Annotated in this window: 22 protein-coding genes; 15 read left to right on the forward strand and 7 right to left on the reverse strand. The window is 66.8% G+C overall.

Annotated elements, in window-relative coordinates; all coding sequences use genetic code 11:
• Positions 1-81 precede the first annotated feature (81 nt).
• From ABZZ22_RS00550 to ABZZ22_RS00570, 5 genes are read left to right on the forward strand one after another with little or no spacing between them, the layout of a single operon-like run.
• Positions 82-666, forward strand: a complete 585-nt coding sequence (locus ABZZ22_RS00550; RefSeq protein WP_354925634.1) for a 3-phenylpropionate/cinnamic acid dioxygenase subunit beta — start codon at positions 82-84, stop codon at positions 664-666.
• 11 nt (positions 667-677) lie between these two features.
• Positions 678-1538, forward strand: a complete 861-nt coding sequence (locus ABZZ22_RS00555; protein WP_354925637.1) for an alpha/beta fold hydrolase — start codon at positions 678-680, stop codon at positions 1536-1538.
• A complete protein-coding gene (gene hcaB / locus ABZZ22_RS00560; RefSeq protein ID WP_354925640.1) occupies positions 1538-2368 on the forward strand; it encodes a 3-(cis-5,6-dihydroxycyclohexa-1,3-dien-1-yl)propanoate dehydrogenase in 831 nt (276 codons plus the stop codon). Before ABZZ22_RS00555 ends, hcaB begins: the two co-directional genes overlap by 1 nt.
• Positions 2369-2377: 9 nt before the next feature.
• Positions 2378-4015, forward strand: coding sequence for a long-chain-fatty-acid--CoA ligase (locus ABZZ22_RS00565; RefSeq protein ID WP_354925643.1), 1638 nt, complete (start codon positions 2378-2380; stop codon positions 4013-4015).
• Positions 4015-4476: a hypothetical protein gene (locus ABZZ22_RS00570; RefSeq protein WP_354925646.1), complete on the forward strand. Its 462-nt coding sequence runs from the start codon at positions 4015-4017 to the stop codon at positions 4474-4476. The genes ABZZ22_RS00565 and ABZZ22_RS00570 overlap by 1 nt, the downstream gene beginning before the upstream one ends.
• A 20-nt stretch (positions 4477-4496) precedes the next feature.
• On the opposite strand, the gene ABZZ22_RS00575 is transcribed toward ABZZ22_RS00570, so the two are convergent.
• On the reverse strand, positions 4497-5300 hold the full coding sequence (locus ABZZ22_RS00575) for an IclR family transcriptional regulator (protein WP_354925649.1): 804 nt from the start codon (positions 5298-5300) through the stop codon (positions 4497-4499).
• A 142-nt stretch (positions 5301-5442) separates the two neighbouring features.
• Here ABZZ22_RS00575 and ABZZ22_RS00580 point away from each other — a divergent pair, with 142 nt between their 5' ends.
• Positions 5443-6024 (forward strand): helix-turn-helix domain-containing protein, encoded by a 582-nt coding sequence (locus ABZZ22_RS00580; RefSeq protein WP_354925652.1) that lies wholly within the window; start codon positions 5443-5445, stop codon positions 6022-6024.
• A gap of 93 nt (positions 6025-6117) precedes the next feature.
• On the opposite strand, the gene ABZZ22_RS00585 is transcribed toward ABZZ22_RS00580, so the two are convergent.
• The 4 genes from ABZZ22_RS00585 to ABZZ22_RS00600 form a co-directional block, all read right to left on the reverse strand.
• A complete protein-coding gene (locus ABZZ22_RS00585; protein ID WP_354925655.1) occupies positions 6118-7041 on the reverse strand; it encodes an alpha/beta fold hydrolase in 924 nt (307 codons plus the stop codon).
• A gap of 70 nt (positions 7042-7111) precedes the next feature.
• Positions 7112-8131, reverse strand: a complete 1020-nt coding sequence (locus ABZZ22_RS00590) for a dihydrodipicolinate synthase family protein (protein WP_354925658.1) — start codon at positions 8129-8131, stop codon at positions 7112-7114.
• Between the two features lie 75 nt (positions 8132-8206).
• Complete coding sequence (locus ABZZ22_RS00595) at positions 8207-9691, reverse strand: NAD-dependent succinate-semialdehyde dehydrogenase (protein ID WP_354925661.1); 1485 nt, start codon at positions 9689-9691, stop codon at positions 8207-8209.
• 12 nt (positions 9692-9703) lie between these two features.
• Positions 9704-10681, reverse strand: a complete 978-nt coding sequence (locus ABZZ22_RS00600; RefSeq protein WP_354925664.1) for an ornithine cyclodeaminase family protein — start codon at positions 10679-10681, stop codon at positions 9704-9706.
• A gap of 470 nt (positions 10682-11151) precedes the next feature.
• Between ABZZ22_RS00600 and ABZZ22_RS00605 the strand changes: the two genes are divergently transcribed.
• The 9 genes from ABZZ22_RS00605 to ABZZ22_RS00645 all read left to right on the forward strand — a co-directional run bounded on the left by ABZZ22_RS00605 (position 11152) and on the right by ABZZ22_RS00645 (position 18867).
• Positions 11152-12477 (forward strand): Rieske 2Fe-2S domain-containing protein, encoded by a 1326-nt coding sequence (locus ABZZ22_RS00605; RefSeq protein ID WP_354925667.1) that lies wholly within the window; start codon positions 11152-11154, stop codon positions 12475-12477.
• Complete coding sequence (locus ABZZ22_RS00610; protein ID WP_354925670.1) at positions 12474-13028, forward strand: aromatic-ring-hydroxylating dioxygenase subunit beta; 555 nt, start codon at positions 12474-12476, stop codon at positions 13026-13028. The genes ABZZ22_RS00605 and ABZZ22_RS00610 overlap by 4 nt, the downstream gene beginning before the upstream one ends.
• Positions 13025-13240, forward strand: coding sequence for a ferredoxin (locus ABZZ22_RS00615; RefSeq protein WP_354925673.1), 216 nt, complete (start codon positions 13025-13027; stop codon positions 13238-13240). The genes ABZZ22_RS00610 and ABZZ22_RS00615 overlap by 4 nt, the downstream gene beginning before the upstream one ends.
• Positions 13240-14481 carry an FAD-dependent oxidoreductase gene (locus tag ABZZ22_RS00620; RefSeq protein ID WP_354925676.1) on the forward strand — a complete coding sequence of 414 codons (1242 nt, stop codon included), beginning with the start codon at positions 13240-13242 and terminating at the stop codon, positions 14479-14481. Before ABZZ22_RS00615 ends, ABZZ22_RS00620 begins: the two co-directional genes overlap by 1 nt.
• Positions 14482-14542: 61 nt before the next feature.
• Positions 14543-15376, forward strand: a complete 834-nt coding sequence (locus ABZZ22_RS00625; protein WP_354925679.1) for an SDR family oxidoreductase — start codon at positions 14543-14545, stop codon at positions 15374-15376.
• Between the two features lie 51 nt (positions 15377-15427).
• Positions 15428-16600, forward strand: coding sequence for an alpha/beta fold hydrolase (locus ABZZ22_RS00630; protein WP_354925682.1), 1173 nt, complete (start codon positions 15428-15430; stop codon positions 16598-16600).
• A gap of 28 nt (positions 16601-16628) precedes the next feature.
• Positions 16629-17627: a cyclase family protein gene (locus tag ABZZ22_RS00635; protein ID WP_354925685.1), complete on the forward strand. Its 999-nt coding sequence runs from the start codon at positions 16629-16631 to the stop codon at positions 17625-17627.
• Between the two features lie 282 nt (positions 17628-17909).
• Positions 17910-18656, forward strand: a complete 747-nt coding sequence (locus ABZZ22_RS00640; RefSeq protein WP_354925688.1) for a fumarylacetoacetate hydrolase family protein — start codon at positions 17910-17912, stop codon at positions 18654-18656.
• Between the two features lie 100 nt (positions 18657-18756).
• A complete protein-coding gene (locus ABZZ22_RS00645) occupies positions 18757-18867 on the forward strand; it encodes an SDR family oxidoreductase (protein ID WP_354925691.1) in 111 nt (36 codons plus the stop codon).
• 15 nt (positions 18868-18882) lie between these two features.
• On the opposite strand, the gene ABZZ22_RS00650 is transcribed toward ABZZ22_RS00645, so the two are convergent.
• Positions 18883-19872 (reverse strand): LysR family transcriptional regulator, encoded by a 990-nt coding sequence (locus ABZZ22_RS00650; RefSeq protein ID WP_354925694.1) that lies wholly within the window; start codon positions 19870-19872, stop codon positions 18883-18885.
• Positions 19869-20801 (reverse strand): LysR family transcriptional regulator, encoded by a 933-nt coding sequence (locus tag ABZZ22_RS00655; RefSeq protein ID WP_354925697.1) that lies wholly within the window; start codon positions 20799-20801, stop codon positions 19869-19871. Before ABZZ22_RS00655 ends, ABZZ22_RS00650 begins: the two co-directional genes overlap by 4 nt.
• Between the last annotated feature and the right edge of the window lie 81 nt (positions 20802-20882).

A 20882-nucleotide genomic window follows, 5' to 3' on the forward strand; every position in this document is an offset into this window, starting at 1 on the left:
GGCCCACTGGCCCGCAGACCCACGTGCCGAGCGGCGGAACAGGCCGAGTCGGCGCCGCCTCCGAAGGGATCGAATGTGACCGTGACCACTGCATCCACCATGAGCGGGGCTGCTGCCGCACCAGCGGCCGGAGCGCTGGCAGACCTGCAGACCCACTTCGAGGTCGAGCAGCTCTACTTCCGCGAGGCCGAGCTCCTCGACGAGGGCCGCTACGCCGACTGGCTGGAGCTGCTCGCCGACGACCTCGACTACTGGATGCCGACCCGCACCAACCGCCTCCGTCGCCAGCAGGCGCTCTCCGTCGCCCAGCGCGGCGAGGCAGCGTTCTACGACGAGAGCAAGGAGTCCCTGGCCTGGCGGATCCGGCGCTTCGACTCCGGGATGGCCTGGGCTGAGGACCCGCCCTCGCGCACCCGCCACCTGGTCACCAACGTGACCGCCCACCACGTCGACCCGGTGGAGCACGAGGGATTCACCACCGTCGACCTCGTCGTACGCTCCGCCTTCCTCGTCTACCGCAACCGGCTCGAGCGCGAGGAGAACGTCTTCGCCGGCGGCCGCACCGACGTGCTCCGGCGTACGCCGCAGGGGCTGCTCGTCGCTCGCCGGACGATCTTGCTCGACCAGAACGTCCTCATGTCCAAGAACATCTCCACCTTCTTCTGAGAGGACCCCACGTGACCGCCACCGAGCTCGAGCTCACCCGCCACACCGTGTCGACCAGCCGCGGCGAGATCGCCGTCGCCGAGGCCGGCACCGGGCCGGCACTCGTGATGCTGCACGGCGGTGGTCCCGGCGCGTCCGGGATCGCCAACTACCACCAGAACCTCGCCGCGCTGGCCAAGCACTTCCGGGTCGTGCTGCCGGACCAGCCCGGCTTCGGTGACTCCTACCGGCCGAGCCAGGACGAGCTCGACGCCGACTCGATCACCCAGATCGCGGTCGAGGCGCTCGTCGGGGCCCTCGACCACCTGGGCATCAGCACGTTCCACCTCCTCGGCAACTCGCTCGGTGGCGCTGCCGCGATCGCGCTGGCCCAGCAGCACCCCGACCGGGTCGAGAAGCTCATCCTGATGGCACCCGGGGGTGGCTGGCTGCCGTTCGGCCCGACTCCGACCGAGGGCCAGAAGGAGATGTGGAAGTACTACAACGGCGAGGGCCCGACGCTGAAGAAGATGAAGTCCTTCATCGGCGTGATGACCGCTCAGCCGAAGAAGTGGGCCGAGACGGCGCAAGCGCGCTACGAGGCCTCGCTCGACGAGAGCCACATCGATTTCTACCACCGGCTCAACGACCACTTCGCCAAGCGCCGCGGCATGGACCCGCTCTGGCGCGACCTGCACAAGGTCAAGTCGCCAACGCTGCTGCTGTGGGGTCGCGACGACCGCACGATCACGCTCGAGGGCGCCCAGATCATGCTCAAGTACATCCGTGACGTGCAGCTGCACGTCTTCGGCAGCTGCGGCCACTGGGTGCAGGTGGAGCGCCAGGCGGAGTTCGAACGCCTCGTCACCGACTTCGTCGGCGGTGGACAGTGATGGGCTGGCTGGAGGGCTACGTCGCCCTGATCACCGGCGGCGGCTCCGGCATCGGCGCCGCGGTCGCGCACCGCTTCGTCGCCGAGGGTGCCAGCGTCGCCGTGCTCGGACGCGAGCAGGACCGCCTCGACGCCGTGGTGAAGAGCTCGGCCAACCCCGGTCGTATGCACGCGGTCGTCGGCGACGTACGCAGCATAGAGGATGTGGCGGCCGCGGTCGCCGGCACCGTCGAGCGGTTCGGGAAGCTCGACACGCTGGTGCCCAACGCCGGGATGTGGGACTTCCAGCGGCAGATCACCCGGCTCACCGCCGAGCAACTCTCGGAGAGCTTCGACGAGCTGTTCGCGGTCAACGTCAAGGGCTATCTGCTCGCCGCGCACGCCGCCTGGCCCGAGCTCGTCAAGACCCGCGGCAGCATCGTGATGACCCTGTCGAACGCGTCGTTCTACGTCAACGGCGGCGGCCCCGTCTACACCGCGAGCAAGCACGCGTGCCTCGGCCTGATGCGTGAGCTCGCTTGGGAGCTGGCCCCCAAGGTTCGTGTCAACGGCGTCGCCTGCGGCGGCATGAGCACCGACCTGCGCGGCCCGGCTTCTCTCGACCTTGCCGACCGTTCTATCTCGGCCTCGTTCGCCAAGCAGCTGCCCGACGGCCCTCCGCCGCCGATCCCGCTGCACGACTCCAGCACCGACCCCCACGATTTCACCGGTCCGTACGTGCTGCTCGCCTCGCGCGAGCAGTCCGGGCCGATCACCGGCCATGCCATCTCCGTCGACGGCGGAATGGGCGTACGCGGCTTCCGCAGCGACGCCGGTGGCGACCACCTCTAAGGAGCACCGATGAGCAACCAGATCTCGATGCCCGTGTCGGCCGAGCAGGTCGACACCCCGGCAGGTCCTGTCACCGGCCACCCGGCCAACTCGGGTCACCGGGTCGACATCAACCCGGCGACTGCTGTGGCCCGCCATGCCCGGTTCCGTCCGGACGCGACGGCGGTGATCTACGAGGGCGGCGATCTGACGTTCGGCCAACTCGACGACCGTGCCGCGCGGCTCGCGGCGGCGCTGGCCGCGGGCGGGCTCGGCACCGGCGACCGGGTGGCCTACCTCGGCCTCAACAGCCCTGCGTTCCTGGTGACGATGCTGGCCGCCTTCCGGCTGGGCGCGATCTTCGTGCCGGTCAACTTCCGCCTCGCTGGGCCTGAGCTGTCCTCGGTCGTCGCGCGTAGCGGTGCCACCGTGCTGGTCGCCGAGCAGGGGCACCGGGCCGCAGTCGACGCGCTCGGCGACACCGCCGTCGCCCGGCGCCTGCTCGTCGATGACGACCCGGCCTGCCCGGCGGACACGCTCGATGCGGCCTGGGAGTCCTGGTCGGCTCTGCTCAGCGACTCCTCACAGCCGCCGTCGGTCGCCGTGGCGGACTTCGACAACCCTGCCATCTTGATGTTCACCTCCGGCACGACCGGCCTGCCGAAGGGAGTCGTGCTCACCTACGGCAACGCCTGGTGGAACTCGATCAACGTCGAGCTCATGGTCGACAGCCGCGTCGGTGACACCACGCACGCCGCGGCGCCGATCTTCCACATCGGCGCCCTGAACTCCTTCGCGCTCCGTTCCCTGGTCCGTGGCAACCGGCTCGTGCTGCGTCGCGCCTTCGACCCGGAGCAGACCCTCGACGACTACGTCCGCTACCGCGTCGCCTCTACCTTCGCGGTCCCGGCGATGTTCCAGGCGCTGAAGCGGGTGCCCGTCTTCGCCGAGGCCGACCTATCCGCGCTGCGCTCGATCGTGGTCGCCGGTGCGCCCGTGCCGCCCTCGATGATCCGGGAGTACGCCGAGCGTGGCATCCACCTGCAGCAGGCCTGGGGCCTCACCGAGACCGCTCCGTTCGCCACCCACCTGCCCGTGGAGTTCACGCTCACCAAGACCGGGTCGGCCGGCGTCCCGATGCCCTACACCGAGGTCGCCGTCGTGGACATGCAGACCGGCAAGCCGCTCGCCGCCGGCCAGCCCGGCGAGCTCGTCGTACGCGGGCCCAACGTGACACCCGGCTACTGGGAGAACCCTGACGCGACCGCGGCCGCGTTCGATGAGGAGGGCTGGTTCCACTCCGGTGACGTCGGCTACCTCGACGAGGACGGCTTCCTCTACATCGTCGACCGGCTCAAGGACATGATCATCAGCGGCGGCGAGAACGTATATCCCGCCGAGGTCGAGCGTGCACTCGCCGACCTGCCCGGAGCCGTGGACGTCGCGGTCGTCGGTGCACCGGACGAGAAATGGGGCGAGGCGGTGGTCGCCGTCGTCGCGGTGGCGCCCGGGGTGGAGCTTACCCTCGAGCAGGTACGCGAGCATGCGGGCGCACGGCTTGCCCGCTACAAGCTGCCCAGCAGGCTGCAGGTCGCCGAGGCGGTGCCGCGCAACGCCTCTGGCAAGCTCGACAAGGGGCGTATCCGCACGATGGTGTGGGAGGGCTGATGGTCACCCCGCCGCCGCCCGTCGACCTCACAGGCTGGGGCCAGGTCGACCACTCGGCGAGGCGGGCCACCAACCGGACGACGTTGCGTGGGGCGTCCGGTGCCGCCGTCGACGTGGAGCTGGTGCGCTGCGCCGCGGGGCGGCTGCGGGAGGCGTACCCGGTCAGCGAGCATGACGTGGAGGTGCGTGTGGGGGCGGCCAGCGCAGGGGGAGTGGAGCCGGCCGCACTGACGGCACTGCTCGGCGACCTGGTGCAGGCGGTGCTGGCGAGCGACCCCGAGTGCCGTCGGGTGGTCCTCGCGATCCCCGAGGGCGACCTCGAGGTGCTCGCCGCGGCCGAGGACGCCGGGTTCCGGTACGTGGTGGACGTCGACCTCCCCGACGAGGCGGTCAGCCTGGCCGTCGCCGAGCCGGCCTGGGTCACCGCGATCGACATGGACCTCGACCATGTCCCGACCTGACCGGGCGGCGAGCCAACGGCTCAGGCGATCGCTCGCTGCCGGCGCACGGTCGAGCCGACCCCGGACCGCTGCAGGGCCTGCGAGGCGGCACGGGCGACCCGGCGCAGCGGCGCGGCCTGGGCCCGAGGGTCGAAGGTGGCCACCGGGCCGCTGACCGAGAGCGCCGCGAGCGGGCGGCCATCGGAGCCGAAGACGGCGACGGCGACGCAGTTGAGGCCGGGGGCGGCCTCCTGGTCGTCGAAGGCGATGCCCTCCTGCCTGATCCGCACCAGCTGCGCGGCCAGCACGGTGGCATCGGAGAGCGTACGAGATGTGAGGGCTCGCAGCGGAGCCGCTGTGACGGTGTCGAACGCGCTCGGGCTGTAGGCGAGGAGCACCTTGCCCACTGCGGTGCAGTGGGCCGGCACGCGGCCGCCGACCCGCGACGGGCTGGGCACACGTCGATGACCGAACAGCTTGGCGAGATAGACGACGTCGGTCCCGTGCAGCGAGGCGAGATGGACGGTCTCGTGGGTCATCTCGTAGAGATCAGCCAGGAACGGGGTCAGCACCTCGCGCAACGCCTCGTGCTCGGCGGAGTAGACCTTGGTCCCGAGATCGTGGAGGCGGGAGCCCAGACGATACGACCTGTCCACCTTCTCGACGACGCCGTTGCGTTCGAGCATGCCGAGGACCCGGAACGCGGTGGACTTGCTCAGGGCCGCACGGCGGGCCAGCTCGCTGACCCCGAGGCCCGTGCTTGCTTGATCACCGAAGGAAAGAAGCAGGCTTACGGCCTTGTCGATGGCGGCTCGATCGTCGCGAGTGGGGGTGATCGTGGTCATCGGTGCCTCCATCGTTCTTCATGTCGTGCTCTATATGTGACAGACTGCACAACAGAAGTGACGTTTGGCAAGAGTGACGTAGAGTCAATTAAAAGTGACGCAGTCATCACCTATTTCAATGGGTGATGCGAGGAGGTGCTCCATGACCGAAGGCAACGACCTGGTGGCACGCAACGTGAGGCGGTTCCGTATCGAGCGTGGCCTCTCGCTGGGCGAGGTCGCCCGCCGCTCGGGCCTCTCCAAGCAGACCGTCTCCAAGCTCGAGCTCGGCACAGGCAATCCCACCGTCGACACGCTGATCGCGCTCGGCGCGGCGCTCGACGTGCCCGCCCGGCGGTTGCTCACCGAGTGGGGCACGCCGGTCTTCGTGCAGAGGACCGACGAGGCAGAGTGGATCGACCAGGGAGGGACTCAGGAGCGTTCGTTGGACCAGATCTACGGCTCGGGCTACGTCATCACCCGTGTCCTACGACTCGAGAAGGGCCGCGACACCGCCGAGCTCGCGCCGCAGCCGCAGGGCACGCTGCACCACGCGTACGTGATCAGTGGCAAGGTCCGGATGGGGCCGGTCACCGACGCGGTCGAGCTCGCGGCCGGCGACTTCGTGCGCTTCCCGGCCGACGTCCCCTACAGGCACGTGTGCCTTAGCGAGCGAGCGGTAGTGCAGGTGACGGTCACGATGCCGCAGGTGCGGCAGTTCGCGCCCGAGGTCCTTGGGACCTGAAGTGTGCGGTGTTGAGACAGAATCGTCCGAAGGCTCGAGTCCTAAAGGCTCGGGGTCAAGAGGGTTCAGATCCCCGGCGTCAAATGTCGTGCATCACTGAAACACTGGGGGCACGTTGGCGGCCAGGAAGGCGACCTGGTCGCTGACTACTCGCTCGAACCCCTCGCCGACGTAGATGTCGAAGTGGCCGACGTCGTATCGCTTCAGGGTGCCCCGAGGTGCCTTGGAGAGGTGACGGATGGTCGTCTTGGCTGGCGCCACGCTGTCGCGGTCGCACACCGCGAACAGCGCTGGGCAGGCGATCTTCTTCGCACTCTTACCGGGCATGTAGGTCGCGACCTCGAACATGACGCGCGCCGGCACGGCGATGTTCGCTTGATCGAGACCGGAAGCTGCCAGCAAGGCCTCGAAGCCTGGCAAAGCGTCCGGAGAGGTCATCACGGCCAACCCTCCTGGTCGTCCCATCGCGTCGATCCGTACGGGCACTCGTCCGAGACGAGCAGCGAGGACGTCCTGGAACGCCTTGCCCATCAGCTTGAAGGCAGTCAGCCGGGGCATGGCCATGCCTGCCGCTTGACCGTCGGTGAAGGGACATTGAGAGATGACAGCGGCGATCCCGGGATCGTGCGCGGCCGTCACCAGGACGTGCCCGCCAGCGAACGACGTGCCCCACAAGATGACTCGGTCAACGTCGGCCTCGGGCACCGAACGGGCGAACGTGACCGCGTTGCGCCAGTCCTGAAGTTGGCGCTTGATATTGACGAGCTCGCGCGGCATTCCTTCGCTTCCGCCGAAATGGCGGTAGTCGAATACCAGGCACGCGTATCCAGCGGTTACGAAGCGGTCGGCGAACGCGTCGAGCCGTTGCTCCTTGACACCGGTGAACCCATGCGCCATCACGACGATCGGAACCTGGTGCTCGGGGCCGGCCCCGTCGGGCAAGTACAGCCAAGCCGCGCAGTTGTCCTCTTCGGACTGAAAGTGCGCGTCTGTACGGGTCGGTCTGGGGGTAGTCATGTCGTCCTCGATTAGAATCAGCGCCCATCTGGAGCGCGGATGGCTGCCGTGGTGTCGGTCATGAACTTCCTCAGGCGGGGTTGCGGCCGATGAAGAACTCCCGGAACGGGTCCATGCTCGGCTCGAGACCTGAGTCGATGAGCCCCTTCCTCAGGGCGTACATCTGGCTGTCGTGGATTCGCTGTGTCGGCTGGCGCAGCGGTCCACCGTTGTATCCCTGGAGCCATCCTTGGTACTTCCAGGCCTGGCGGTTGATGAAGGCACCGCCGTTGAGCGTGGGCGCCAGAGCCGCCTTGGCCTTGCGGGCCGGGTGTGTCTGCCAGAACAGCTCGGTCGCGTCGTCGAACTTGCCGTCACGCAGCAGGTTCATGACCCGCGGAATGATCGGTCCGTAGTACTCGTGGTCGCTGGTGGCCGACAGCTGGATGGGAAACAGCTGGGACAACGTGATGAGGTCCGCCTCGATCGGCATCGAGATGACGACTTCGTCGCCGAAGAGACGCTGGCACTCGATGAGTCCCTGGACGTAGGGAAAGCCGCCCTCCGCCTTGATAACGGCGATGTTGGGGCAGTCGTCGAGCAGCCGGCGGATCAGGCGAGCCGGGATGTCGGCAGGGTGGATACGAGGACTGAATCCCCACAGGAACATCGGGAACAGGATCACGGCGAGGTCGGTGGCGTCGCAGACGGCCTTGGTGTAGTCGTAGATGTCCTGCTCGGACTCGGGATAGAAGTTCGGCGGGTACGACAGCAGCACGATGTCCGCCCCCGCGTCCTCGGCGCCGCGGACGGCTTCGAGGTTGTCCTCGAGGGTGCTCCAGCTCCCGTGGTGCACGATGACGAACTCACTCCCGGCCTCGTCGCGAGCCATGCGCATGAAGTCGAGGTACTCGGGGAGCGTGATGGCTACCTCCGAGACCGCCAGGGAACCGAGGAAGCCGTGCTCCTTCGCAAGCCGGATGTCGTGACGGATGCCGGCCTCGTTGAGCCCCTTCAGGTCGCCGGTGAACGAGGGGATCGTGCAGTTGATGGCGCCAAAGAGCTTCTCGCGCGCCCATTCGCGAGCCTCGCTGCGGGTGTAGTCAGCCATGGTGGCGTTTCCTTTCGTCGTGCAGATGGACCGTCTGCGGGAGAGCACGCAGATCGGGTGAGAGCGTGGGTGGACCTATTGCGAGCCAGCACCTTCCCAGGCGACGTACTTCATCTCGAGGTACTCGTCGATGCCGTAGACCGAGCCCTCACGCCCGAGACCGGATTGCTTGACGCCACCGAACGGAGCGATCTCGTTGGAGATGAGTCCGGTGTTGATGCCGACCATGCCGGTCTCCAGCGCCGCGGCGACGCGCCAGGTGCGCTCTGCGTCTCGGGTGAAGAGGTACGCCGCGAGGCCGAGCTCGGTGTCGTTGGCCCATGCGATAACCTGCGCCTCCTCCTCAAAACGGATCAGAGGCAGTACCGGACCGAACGTCTCCTCGCGCGTCACGAGCATTCCGGGCACCACGTCGACGAGCACAGTGGGCTGGTAGAACAGCCCGCCGCGCTCGTGCGCGGCGCCGCCGGCGAGGACGCGGGCCCCGCCGGCTGTCGCGTCGGCGACGTGCTTCCTGACCTTGGCAACGGCGTCGTCGTCGATCAGCGGGCCGATCTGTGCGCCCTCCTCGAGGCCCGGGGCCACCCGAAGGGCAGCCGCTCGGTCGGCCAGCGCCGCCGCGAACGCCTCGTACACGCCGGACTGGACGTAGACGCGGTTGCCGCCGATGCACGACTCACCGGAGTTTCGGAACTTGGCGGTCATGACGCCGTTGACCGCGGTCTCGATGTCGGCATCGTTGAAGACGACGATCGGGGCATTACCGCCCAGCTCCATCGATGTCTTCTTGATGGTCGTCGCGGACTGCGAGAGGAGGAGGCGCCCGACCTCGGTCGACCCGGTGAAGGTCACCTTGCGGACGAGCGGGTTGCCGGTGAGCTGCGGTCCGATCTCGTGAGGATCGCCGACCACGACGTTGAAGGCGCCGGCAGGAACGCCGGCGCGCTCTGCGAGCTCGGCGAGCGCCAGTGCGGTCAACGGGGTCTGCTCGGCCGGCTTGACGACCATGGTGCATCCCGCTGCGAGTGCCGGGGCTGCCTTGCGGGTGATCATTGCTGCGGGGAAGTTCCACGGCGTGATGGCAGCGCAGACACCGACCGGCTCGCGCAAGACGACGATGCGACGTGATGCCTCCGGCGCGTCGAAGACGTCACCGCGCACCCGCTTGGCCTCCTCGCCGAACCACTCGATGAACGATGCGGCGTACTTCACCTCTCCGACCGCCTCGGCAAGGGGCTTGCCCTCCTCGAGCGAGATCAGCCGAGCCAGGTCATCGATGTTGTCGCGCACCAGCTCGAACCATCGGCGGAGGATCAGCGACCGCGCCTTGCCCGACAGTGCGCGCCACGCGGTCAAGGCGCGATCGGCAGCCTCGATCGCCGCCGCGGTCTCGGCGGCCCCGGCGGCCGGGATGTCGGCGAGGGTCTCGCCGGTCGACGGGTTGTCCACAACCAACCGGGGGCCTCCGGCCCAAGCGAGCCATTGCCCGTCGACGTACGAGGAAGTCCTGAACAGCGACGGGTCATTCAGCCCGAGGGACGGCAGGGAGGTGGTTGTCATGGTGGGAGCGCCTTACTTCTGCACAGGGGGGATGGAGATCGGAAGAGGGACGCCGGCGCCGTTGCGACGAGCCTCGGCGAGACACATGGCGGCCACCGCGATGTCCTGCACGGCAGACCCCACCGACTTGTAGACCACAATCTGGTCGGGGTCGGTGCGTCCCAGGCGGCTGCCGCCCACGAGCTCGGCCAGCGAGATCGTCTTCGCCCCAAGGTCGACGCCAGCCTCCGCGGCCGCCAGGGCGTCGCCGGTGTCGTGCAGGACCTCGTTGACCATGTCGGCCACGATCACGTGGGCGCGGTCGAGCAGCTCGGGGTCCACCTCGCGCTGTTCGGGCAGGGTCGACCCCACGGAGATAACCGTGGTCCCGGGCTCGAACCACTCGCCGATGACCGTCGGGGACTCGTCGTGCGACCGAGCTGCGCAGATCACCAGCGTCGCAGAGCGGACCGCGCTCTCGGCGGCGTCGGCAGGAGTGATCGGGAACCCCAGGTCGGACAGCTCCTCCGCGAAGGCCTGCCGGCTCGCCTCGCGCGGACTCCACACCGTGGCGGAGCGAACGGGACGAATAGCGGCTAGGGCACAAAGGTGCTTCTTGGCCTCGAAGCCGGAGCCGATGACGGCGACGGCGAGTGGGTCGGGTCCGGCCAGGAGATCAGCTGCGACGGCCGAGGTGGCGGCGGTGCGGATGCCGGTGATCGACTGCCCGTCGAGCAGTGCGACGAGCGCGGCGTTGTCGTCGAAGAGCGGGATCAAGTACGACGCCTGGCGCGCCTTCATCGAGGCCGCGATGAGCTTCGTGCCCATCAGTCCAGTGTCCGCAGAGACGCCCGCCAGCGTTCGGAGCCACGTGTCGTCACCGCGAGCCATTGTGCGGTCCGGGTAGCGAGAGGCGGAGACGTCGCCGCCGTACGTCGCGCGAAGGGCTTCGATGGCGAGCTTCCAGTCGAAGGATTCCCGGACGGTCTGGTCGTCGATCAACAGGGTCATCGATGGTTCTCGCATCTGATTGAGCGGGCATGGAACATTCACGTCGCGACGCACTCGATCCGTCGGGATGAAGCCGTCAGGGAGTCGGCGGCGGGCGCGTATGTCGGTGCGTTAACACCACCGACATACGCAGATTAGGTCGACCCACCTCCGCGGTCTAACACTCTCTTTAGATGGCATGCCATTGATGGCATCGATACATCGCCGGATTCGTAGCGGAGGACGCCAACCCAGATGCACAGCGTGGGGATGGATCTCAAGATGCCGGATGTAACTTGGAACTCATCAATGACATCAATGTCAGAGCATCGAGAGATGTGGCTTCCGCGCCTGTGACGACAGTCATACGATGCTGCCGAGAGGCCGTTGGCACCACGCCGCAGGTCTCGTCTAGGACGTGCTTGCAAGGAGCCGAAATGACCGTAGTAGAACCGAACGTCGCCCACGGGGTCTTGAACATCCTCGCCCGGGTGGAGAACGAGCTGGCGAGGAACCGTGTGCCGGTCGAGATCTGGAACAGCGACGCCGTGTTCCGTGCCGAGATGGATCAGGTCTTCGGAACCTGCTGGGTGTTCGTCGCTCATGAGAGCGAGATTCCCAAGGCGGGTGACTTCGTCCAGCGTCGAATCGGTCTGGATCCCGTCATTGTCACGCGTGACGGCAAAGGCGGTATCAACGTGTTGTCGAACTACTGCCGTCATCGCGGCACCCAGGTGTGCCAGACCGATGCTGGCAACTCGCGGTTCTTCAAGTGCCCGTACCACGGCTGGACCTACTCGAACAACGGCGATCTTGTGGGCACCCCCCACATGCACGAGGCCTACGGCGAGCGCATGGACCCGAAGGAGTGGAGCCTGAAGAAGGCACCGCGCGTCGACGTTCGTTCGGGCTTCATCTTCGCGTCCCTGGCCCAGGAGGGGCCGACGCTCGAGGAGTACCTCGGCGGCGGCGGCTGGATGCTCGACATTCTGGTCAACCTCGCGCCCGGAGGGATGCGCGTCGCTGGGCCTCCGGAGCGCTACCAGATCAACGCAGACTGGAAGGCAGGGGCCGAGAACTTCTCGGGCGACGCCTACCACGTGGACACGCTGCACTGGAGCAACGAGGAAGTCGGGATGATCCAGGGAACGACCGCGAACGCCGAGATGATGCACGCCTACGATCTCGGCGGTGGCCACGGGACCCTCGGGTTCCCATGGCCGATGATCGGTCTCCCTCTGTGGGGTTATCCGCCCGAGATCGTCGAAAAGTTCGACTTGTCCACGTTCGACGATGCGCAGCGCTACGTTCTCGAGACCAATCTGCCGACGGTTGGCAACATCTTCCCGAACTTCAGCTACTTGCGAGCCTTCGCGCCGGTCACTCCGGGCGGCCCCACGACGACGGTCACGACGTTCCGCGTGTGGCAGCCGATCGCCCCCGGCAAGATGGAGCTGTGGAACTGGCAGTTCGTGTTCGACTTCCAGACCGACGAAGAGGCGCATGACTCCTATGTGACGGGTCAGCTGCTGTTCGGCTCGGCCGGCACGTTCGAGCAGGACGACACCGTGGCCTGGGAGGGTGCCGGTCGTGCCGCGCAGAGCGCGTGGATGCAGCGTGAGCAGATGAGCTTCAGCTTCGACCAGGCCGGCCGCACGACGGCAGACACGACATTCGACGCGGATTACCACGGGCCTGGCACGAAGCGGCGCACCGGCTTCGGGGAGTTCAACCAGCTGAGCTTCTACAAGCGCTGGCTGGCTGTCATGCGCGGCGACACCGCAACCGTCTCGGGTGAAGGAGCCACGACGCGATGACCACGATCGACACCCCTGATCTCGCTCCGGCCGGCCCGGTGGTGGGTCCGCTGGCCGATGCCGCGCTCCAGAACACGGCGACCCAGTTCCTAGCCCTCGAGTCGAAGCTGCTCGACGAGGCTCGTGAGGAGGACTGGTTCCAGCTGCTCGATACCGATCTCCTCTATGTCATCCCGATCCGGCAGGCAACGGAGAGACGCGAGGACGAGGTCAACCGCAAGGCCTACCGTGTCCGCGACACGCTGGCGCACGTCCGCCTGCGTCTCGACCGGCTGGCAACGGGTGTCGCCTACTCGGAGATTCCGCCGTCGCGAACGATGCGCCTCGTCGGCTCGGTCCTTGCGACGCGCACCGACCAGGAGGACGTCATCGCCGTCTCGAGTGCCGTGCTGCTGTACAGGCAGCGCGGTATCGATCCGCACTTCGACCTGCTGCCGTACCGGCGTAACGACACGTTGCGACTCACCTCCGACGGGCCCCGGCTGCTCTCGAGGGAGATACTCCTGACCGAGGTGGCGCTTGCCACCCCCAACCTGGGACTCTTCCTGTGAGCGCCGCGACGACTGTCGAGCTCGATCAAGGCCGTTGTCGCGGCTACGGCATCTGCGTGAGCATCTTGCCCGACGTCTTCGACCTGCCAGCAGATTCCAAGGTCGCCGTGCTGCTGCGTGACGAGGTCGACGCGGACGACGTCGACGACCTGGAGGAGTCGGTCCGCGCTTGCCCCGCGCAAGCCATCATCCAGGGCGCAAGGTCCATCTGATGACAGGTCTGGATCAGAGCCGACGAATGGTCGTGGTCGGAGCTTCGGCGGCCGGTCTCTCAGCCGCCGACGGCTTGCGGGAAGCGGGCTTCGAAGGCTCCATCACCGTGCTCGGCTCGGAGCTGCACCATCCGTACGACCGACCGACGCTCTCGAAGGGCCTGCTGCTTGCGCAGGGCGAACCTGAGCTCCTCGAGCTGCGCTCGGCCGAGCGCATGGAGGAGAGCAGGATCGACCTGATCCTCGGTCGACGGGCAGTCGGTCTCGACGTAGACCGCAAGTACGTCGTCACCGATCACGGTGACGCCCTGCCATGGGATGCGGTCGTCCTGGCAAGCGGCGGACGAGCTCGGCCGCTGACGACCGACGGGGGCGAGGTCCTGCCTGTGCTGCGAACGCCGGACGATCTGCGTGCGCTGCGTCAGGGGGCCGCGCGACACGGTGAGGTGACCGTCGTCGGTGCCGGCCTGATCGGGCTCGAGATCGCCGCAGGTCTGAGTGCGCACGGTGTGGCTGTCACGGTGCTGCACGACACCGCCCTGCCCGTCGATCGCATCGTCGGGCCCGAGCTGGGCCAGGTATTCTTCGAGCTGCACTCCCAGCACGGTGTACGGCTCCGCATGCTGAGTGCCGTCGTCTCCGTCGGGGGTGTGGAGGGGGACTACGAGCTGCGTCTGGTCGACGGAACGATCCATCGGACTCCCTACGTCGTCGTCGGGATCGGGGTCGAGCCCGACGTCGACTGGCTAGAAGGATCGGGGGTTGCCCTCAGCGGAGGAGTCCTCACCGATGCCGCAGGGCGCACCAACGTGCCCGGGGTATGGGCGGCGGGAGACGTAGCCCGCTCGGCTCATCCGATGTTCGGTGATCCTGTCCGGGTCGAGCACTGGACGCACGCGGTCGAGAAGGGCCGTCACGTCGGGCTCAACGCGGCACGCGGCACGGCGGAGCCGTTCGCAGGCGTCCCCTACTTCTGGAGTGACCAGTTCGGCCGGCGATTCCAGAGCTTCGGGCGGCGGCGTGACGGCGACACGATGTTCGTGGCCGAAGGGTCGCTGGACGCCGAGGAGTTCCTGGTGCTCTTCGGAGCCGACGGTGAGTTCCACGCGGCGTTCGCGAGCGGACAGTCGCGCTCCTTGCGCGGCTATCGCAAGCTCCTCGCTCGCGGTGCTCGCTGGGACGAGGCCATCGATCTGGCCCGCCCGGCCAATCCCGACCTGGCCGACTCAGTCGCCAGATGACGCTTTGACCCGCCGCACGGCCGTCATCGCACCACACACCACGAGTTTCAAAGGACTGCACATGACGCTTCTTGACGACCACGTCGTTCTCATCACGGGATCGGGCTCGGGCCTCGGCCTGGGCATTGCCCGCCACTTCCAGCAGGAGGGGGCGCAGCTGGCGTTGCTGGAGTACGACGACGACAAGGTGAGGACGCTGAGGGACGAGTTCGGCGACGACGTCGTGGTGGTCCACGGCGATGTCCGCAGCCTCGACGACCTCGAGCGCTGCCGCGATGAGATCGTCGCGAGGTTCGGACGCCTGACCGCAGTGGTCGGGGCCCAAGGGATCTGGGACGGCAACGTCAGGCTCCGCGACATCCCCGCCGATCGGGTCGACTCACTGCTCGACGAGGTCTTCGCGGTCAACGTCAAGGGCTATGCGCTCACAGCTCGTGTCTTCCTCGACCTCCTCGACGCGGAGCAGGGCGCGTTGGTCCTGACCTGCTCACAAGCCGCCTTCGCCGCCGACGGCGGCGGCATCGCCTACACGGCAAGCAAGGGCGCGGTTCGGAGCCTGGTCAATCAGCTGTCCTTCGAGCTCGCTCCACGCATCCGGGTCAATGCGGTGGCACCCACCGGGATCGCCAACAGCCAGCTTCGAGGACCGGCGGCGCTGGACCTGCAGGACTCCAAGCAGTCAGACATCCCGGCCGACGCCTTCCGGCAGCAGTTCGAGTGGCTCGCCCCGATGCAGCACATGCCGTCTCCGGAGGAGTACGGGCCGCTCTATGCCTTCTTGGCGTCGCGCCAGAACACCATCATGACGGGGCAAACAGTGCTCGCAGACCAGGGCAGCCTCAACCGCGCGCTCATCAGCATGGGTGATCTCCTCACCACGATGCCGAGGGCCTGAGCGCCGAGCTCGACCGCTCCCGACGACCCCACGACAGAAGTAAGGAAACACATGTTCGAGTACTTCCCCGGCAACTACGTCTGGAGCTTTGCCGTCATCGGAGCCATCAACTCCGACAGTCAGATCGATGAGATCGACCGTGCCTGTCGTCCGCTACTCGAGGTGGCCAAGGCGGGCAGCGACGCGGGAACGGGCGACTTCCTGAGGGTCTGGACCGATCTCACCGACTCGCTGGTGGTCAAGGCGGAGGAGGCAGAGAAGGCCGGTCACCTCCTCACGGCTGGTGGCATCTACTCTCGCGCGGCCAACTACCTGAGCACCGCGGAGCGCATGCTGTCTGCGTCCGACCCCGATCGGGCGTCGGTCTACCGCCGTGTGCTCGAGCTTGCACAGAAGGGATTCGACCTCCGCGACCACACGATCACCCGCGTGGCCATCCCGTTCGAGGACACGACGCTGCCAGCCTACTTCTCGGCCGCGCCGGCCACTGCGGACGGTCCCGCCCCTGTCGTGGTGCTGCTGAACGGACTGGACTCCACGAAGGAGCATCAGTACGGCTCGGGCTTCTGGTCCGAGCTGGCCGATCGCGGGATCTCCTGCTTGATGCTCGACCAGCCGGGATCAGGCGAAGCGCTCCGCCTGCAAGGACTGACCGCACGTCGCGAGTCCGAGACGTGGGCCAGCTGGGTCGTCGACTGGCTCGAGGCCCGCGGCGACGTCGACCCGGCTCGGATGGGCGTCGTCGGCTGGTCGCTCGGCGGATACTACTCACCACGCGTGGCGGCGTTCGAGAAGCGTTTCTCGCTGTGCGTCGCGTGGGGCGCCAACCACAACTGGGGTGCCGTGCAGCGGCGTCGGCTCCAGCGCGAGGGGGAGCACCCGGTGCCGCACTACTGGGACCACGTCAAGTGGGTCTGGGGCTACGACGACCTCGATGAGTTCATCGAGTTCGCCGACACGATCCACCTCGACGGAGTGGTCGAGAAGATCACGGTGCCCTTCCTGATCGTGCACGGCGAGAACGATCGGCAGATCCCGCTGGAGTACGCGCACCGATCGTACGACCAGGCAGTCAACGCGGCATCTCGCCAGCTGCGGATCTTCACGCGGGAGGAGGGCGGGGCCGAGCACATCGGTCTCGACGACCTCCCGAAGGTCAGCTCCTACGTCGCGGACTGGGTCAGCGACAGCTTCGGGTCCACGTCGTCACAGCCCACCGTCTAGCTTCCTCCGAGCACAGAAGGACTTCTTCATGTCCAAGTACGACCAGGTCGACACCTCGAGTCCGTTCTACTCCCCGGTCGCGGAGGCAGCCATCGCAGAGGTAGCGGCGCGAGTCTCCAACCACGGCCGATGGGGAGATGACGACGTCCTCGGCACCATGAACTTCCTCGACGAGGCCAAGCGGATCGAAGGCGCCAGCCGTGTTCAACGCGGGGTGACCTTCTCACTGGCCCAGAGTTACGACGGCAACGGGCCGCAGATGGGGTGGCGTCGGCGCATGAACCCCATCCACACCATGCTGGTGTCGGGCCTCGATGCCGAGTTCGGCCCCGTGGACATGCCCCACGGTTTCGGCGGTTCCGACGACTACGTCGTGATGCCGTTGCAGGCATCGACCCAGTGGGACGGTCTCGGGCACATCTTCGACCACGGCGTCGCTTACAACGGGCGTCGCGCGGGTTCGGTCGTCACGAGCGAAGGTGACCAGGTGACCGGCATCGAGACGGTCGCCGACCGCATAGCCGGACGAGGAGTCCTGCTCGACGTCGGCAGGGTGCTCGGCGAGAACGGCGAGCTCCCCGACGGGTACGCCATCACCGTCGACGACCTGGAGAAGACCATCGCCGCACAGGGCGAGACGTCGGCCGTCGGCCGTGGCGACATCATGCTCGTGCGGACCGGCCAGCTGTCACGCGTTCGCCGAGACGGTTGGGGCAGTTACGCCGGCGGTGACGCCCCCGGCCTGTCGTTCACGACGGCCGAATGGCTTCACGAACGCGAGATAGCCGCGATCGCGACCGACACCTGGGGCTTCGAGGTAAGGCCGAACGAGTTCGAGAACGCATTCCAGCCTCTACACCAGGTGGTGATCCCGCACATGGGACTGTTCATCGGCGAGATGTGGGATCTGGAAGATCTCGGTGCCGACTGCGCGATCGATGGCGTCTACGACTTCCTCCTGGCCGCCGCCCCGGTGCCGGTGACGGGTGCCGTCGGGTCCCCGGTCAACCCGATCGCCATCAAGTAGTAGACCGGCCGTTCCGGCTCACTTTTCTTTCAGCACACGTCATGACAGGAGCTCGAATCGATGCGTTTCGCCACGTGGGAGCACGATGGTCACATCACCACCGGAGTCGCCAGCGATGCCGGCCTGCACGCCTTCGAGCACCAGGTCTCCATTCTCGAGGTGGTGAGGTCCGGCCTACCGGCGGCCTTGAGGCTGGGCGCCGCGACGCTGCTAAGAGATCCGGTCGACGCGGCGGAGGTACGCCTGCTCCCGCCGATCGAGCCGCCGACCGTTCGTGACTTCATGGCCTTCGCGGAGCACGTCGACGGGGTCTCACGCGCCTTGGCGAGTGAGGGCGGCGTCCCGGCCGAGTACTACTCGGCGCCAGTCTTCTACTTCACCAACCCCTACGCGATGATCGGTGCGCACGACGACGTGGCGATTCCGCCAGGTTGCCGGGTGTTCGACTACGAGCTCGAGGTGGCGGCCGTGGTTTCGCGTGACGGTTCGTCCGTCGCTCCGGCCGACGCGAGCGACTACATCTTCGGTTATGTGATCTTCAACGACTGGTCGGCCCGCGACATCCAGAAGCAGGAGATGAAGGTGGGACTCGGTCCGTCGAAAGGAAAGGACTCCGCGACGACGTTGGGCCCGTTCCTCGTGACCGCCGACGAGCTGGACGGACGCCGCACCGCCGAAGGATTGCTGGATCTCGATGCCTCCGTTTCGGTGAACGGCACCGTCATCGGACGGGACAACCTGCGCAACATGAGCTGGTCGTTCGACGAACTACTGGCCCACGCGTCCCGTGGGACGTGGGTGAAGGCGGGCGATGTCCTCGGATCGGGCACGCTCGGCAACGGCGGATGCCTCGTTGAGCTGTGGGGACGCTCGGGGGAACAGAAGCCCGAGCCGCTGAAGATTGGCGATGTCGTGGAGATGACCGTCGAGATGCTCGGTACGACCCGCAACGTGGTGGTGGCGGGCGATGACGCTCCGGCCATTGCCGAGGGCCGGCGATATCACTGGGACAGCAACCGCCGAAGCTGAAATGTGCTGACCAAGAAGAGTGTGGCGGGTTCGGACTGGTGTTCGTCTTCGTCGCCGTCGTGATCTTGTTCAGTGTGTTGCATGATGTGCGCCATCCCGAGTGGCGCTGCGTGACGCCTTGGCCGGCACGATCTTGTTCCTGGCATCGGATGCTGCTGGGTTCGTGACCGGTCAGAACATCATGGCCAACGGGGGCTCCACCTTCTCGTGAGCGTCGTCCTGCCTGTCAGTGACCAGGCGTGGCGATGAGCTTGGCCGCCTGAGCCCGCAGCTGGTCGCGGAACCAGACCTGAGCTGGGTCCCCATCCATGCGCCGCAGCCACAGCAGCGATTCGCTGATCGGCTGGAGCTGCATGGGGGGATCGATGAGCTGGAGGTTCGCGGACTTTGCCACTCGGCTGGCCACGATCTGCGGGATCAATGTGACTAGGGTGGTGTCGCGCAGCATGAAAGGCGCTACCGCGAAGCTGGTGCTGACCTCGACCCGACGAGGGATGCCGAGCACGTCGAGGTTGGAGTCGCCGAGCGACTGCATCGCGTTGCCGAAGGTCGCCGCCAGGTACGGCATGGAGCTGAACTCATCGATCGTCATGGTGGGCCGGATCGCGCGATTGTTGGCGTCTGCTGCAAGGACGTAACGGTCTCGATACAAAAGCTCGTGGCGGACGTCATCGCTCTGCAGCGCGGGGAATGTGGAGATGGCGTTCCGCGGAACGACGATGACATCCACTCGACCGCGGAGCAGCGCGAACGTTATGTCCTCCGAGATGGGGTGAATGTGGACACGGATGTTCGGATTGGTCGACGAGATCTCGACCAGCAGCGGGTGGAGAAGTGCGACTGCGGCGTAGTCGCTGGCCATGACGGTGAAGGAGTGCTCGTCGGTGTCGGGGTCGAACGACCCTTGGCGACTGAGGGTCACCTGGAGCTCAGCCAGCGTGGTGCTGACGGTGTCGGCGACCGCATTGGCCAGCGGGGTCGTGATCATGGCCCGGCCCTGGCGCACGAGGATCGGGTCGTTGAAGAGTTTGCGGATGCGTCCCAAGGTGGAACTCATCGCCGACTGCCCGATGGCGAGCCGCTCGGCGGCCCCCGTCACGCTTCGCTCGGACATCAGCGCCTCGAAGGCGACCAGCAAGTTCAGGTCGACACGGCTCAGATCGACAAACGGTCGGCGGGGCGCCGCGCCTTCTTCCGACTCGATCTGGTTGCTCATCGCTGATCCACCGGCTTCGTTGACCAAGTCCTGCGCGCCGCGATATCGATCAACTGTCCGCGCAGCCAGGAGTGCCCCGGGTCTTCGCTGTTTCTCGTGGACCAGACCATGGTCTCAATCACTGGCTCGAGCTGCATGGGTGGTTCGAGCAGCTTCAGCCGTGCACCTGCGCCCACGGTCGACGCGAGACTGGCCGGGAGAAGGGCAACCAGTTGGGTGTCGCGCAGCAGGAACGGCGCGAGCCCGAAGCCGGTCGTCACTTCGAGGCGGCGTGCGACACCGAGACTGTCGAGCTGGGTCTCGACGAGAGTGTCGTCGTGTCCACTGCTGCTCGCGAGATAGGGCAGGGACGAGAATTGCTCGAGCGTCATGGTGTCGCCAACGAGAGGGTTCGCCTCGTCCACAGCGACGACGTAGGGGTCGCTGTACAACTGCTTCTGCCCGAAGTGATCGGCGATGGGAACTACGCCTGGAGGAATGACAGCCAAGTCGACGATGCCGGCCGTGAGCTCGTCGAGAAAGTCGGTGGACACCGATCGGATGCGAAGTTCGACGTGCGGCGCGGCATGGCGCAGTTCGACCAGTAGTGGCTGAATTACGGCGAGAGCTGCGTACTCGCTGGCCATGACCGTGAAGCTGCGTCGGTCGCGGTCCGCAGTGAAAGTCGGCGGTTCCGTCAGGACGGAGTTGAACCGCGCCAGAGCTTCGCGGACGGGGATGATGAGTGATGTCGCGAGCGGTGTCGGGACCATGGTGCGGCCCTGGCGTTCGAGAACGGGATCATTGAGCAAAGCGCGAAGTCTCGACAGTGTGGAACTCATTGCGGACTGGCCGACGGAGAGACGACGAGCTGCCGCCGTCACGTTCTGCTCGACCATCAGTGTGTCGAAGGCGACCAAGAGATTCAGATCGACGTGAGCGAGATCCACTCGGCGATCGTAGTACGCGAAGCGTACGTCAAGCAATTGATCAGATCGATGCGTCGCCATCAGAAAGGATTGTTGGCGCAC

The organism is Nocardioides sp. NPDC006273, from assembly GCF_040613495.1.
In the GTDB taxonomy this organism is placed as follows: domain Bacteria; phylum Actinomycetota; class Actinomycetes; order Propionibacteriales; family Nocardioidaceae; genus Nocardioides.

Excerpts from the sequence above, each read along its gene's own strand:
- ABZZ22_RS00610 (WP_354925670.1), top strand. The coding sequence starts at position 12,474 with ATGACCACGATCGACACCCCTGATCTCGCTCCGGCCGGCCCGGTGGTG.
- ABZZ22_RS00570 (WP_354925646.1), top strand. The coding sequence starts at position 4,015 with ATGGTCACCCCGCCGCCGCCCGTCGACCTCACAGGCTGGGGCCAGGTC.
- ABZZ22_RS00565 (WP_354925643.1), top strand. The coding sequence starts at position 2,378 with ATGAGCAACCAGATCTCGATGCCCGTGTCGGCCGAGCAGGTCGACACC.
- ABZZ22_RS00620 (WP_354925676.1), top strand. The coding sequence starts at position 13,240 with ATGACAGGTCTGGATCAGAGCCGACGAATGGTCGTGGTCGGAGCTTCG.
- ABZZ22_RS00590 (WP_354925658.1), bottom strand. The coding sequence starts at position 8,131 with ATGGCTGACTACACCCGCAGCGAGGCTCGCGAATGGGCGCGCGAGAAG.
- ABZZ22_RS00585 (WP_354925655.1), bottom strand. The coding sequence starts at position 7,041 with ATGACTACCCCCAGACCGACCCGTACAGACGCGCACTTTCAGTCCGAA.
- ABZZ22_RS00575 (WP_354925649.1), bottom strand. The coding sequence starts at position 5,300 with ATGACCACGATCACCCCCACTCGCGACGATCGAGCCGCCATCGACAAG.
- ABZZ22_RS00625 (WP_354925679.1), top strand. The coding sequence starts at position 14,543 with ATGACGCTTCTTGACGACCACGTCGTTCTCATCACGGGATCGGGCTCG.
- ABZZ22_RS00630 (WP_354925682.1), top strand. The coding sequence starts at position 15,428 with ATGTTCGAGTACTTCCCCGGCAACTACGTCTGGAGCTTTGCCGTCATC.
- ABZZ22_RS00640 (WP_354925688.1), top strand. The coding sequence starts at position 17,910 with ATGGCCTTCGCGGAGCACGTCGACGGGGTCTCACGCGCCTTGGCGAGT.
- ABZZ22_RS00650 (WP_354925694.1), bottom strand. The coding sequence starts at position 19,872 with ATGAGCAACCAGATCGAGTCGGAAGAAGGCGCGGCGCCCCGCCGACCG.
- ABZZ22_RS00635 (WP_354925685.1), top strand. The coding sequence starts at position 16,629 with ATGTCCAAGTACGACCAGGTCGACACCTCGAGTCCGTTCTACTCCCCG.
- ABZZ22_RS00600 (WP_354925664.1), bottom strand. The coding sequence starts at position 10,681 with ATGACCCTGTTGATCGACGACCAGACCGTCCGGGAATCCTTCGACTGG.
- ABZZ22_RS00580 (WP_354925652.1), top strand. The coding sequence starts at position 5,443 with ATGACCGAAGGCAACGACCTGGTGGCACGCAACGTGAGGCGGTTCCGT.
- ABZZ22_RS00595 (WP_354925661.1), bottom strand. The coding sequence starts at position 9,691 with ATGACAACCACCTCCCTGCCGTCCCTCGGGCTGAATGACCCGTCGCTG.
- hcaB (WP_354925640.1), top strand. The coding sequence starts at position 1,538 with ATGGGCTGGCTGGAGGGCTACGTCGCCCTGATCACCGGCGGCGGCTCC.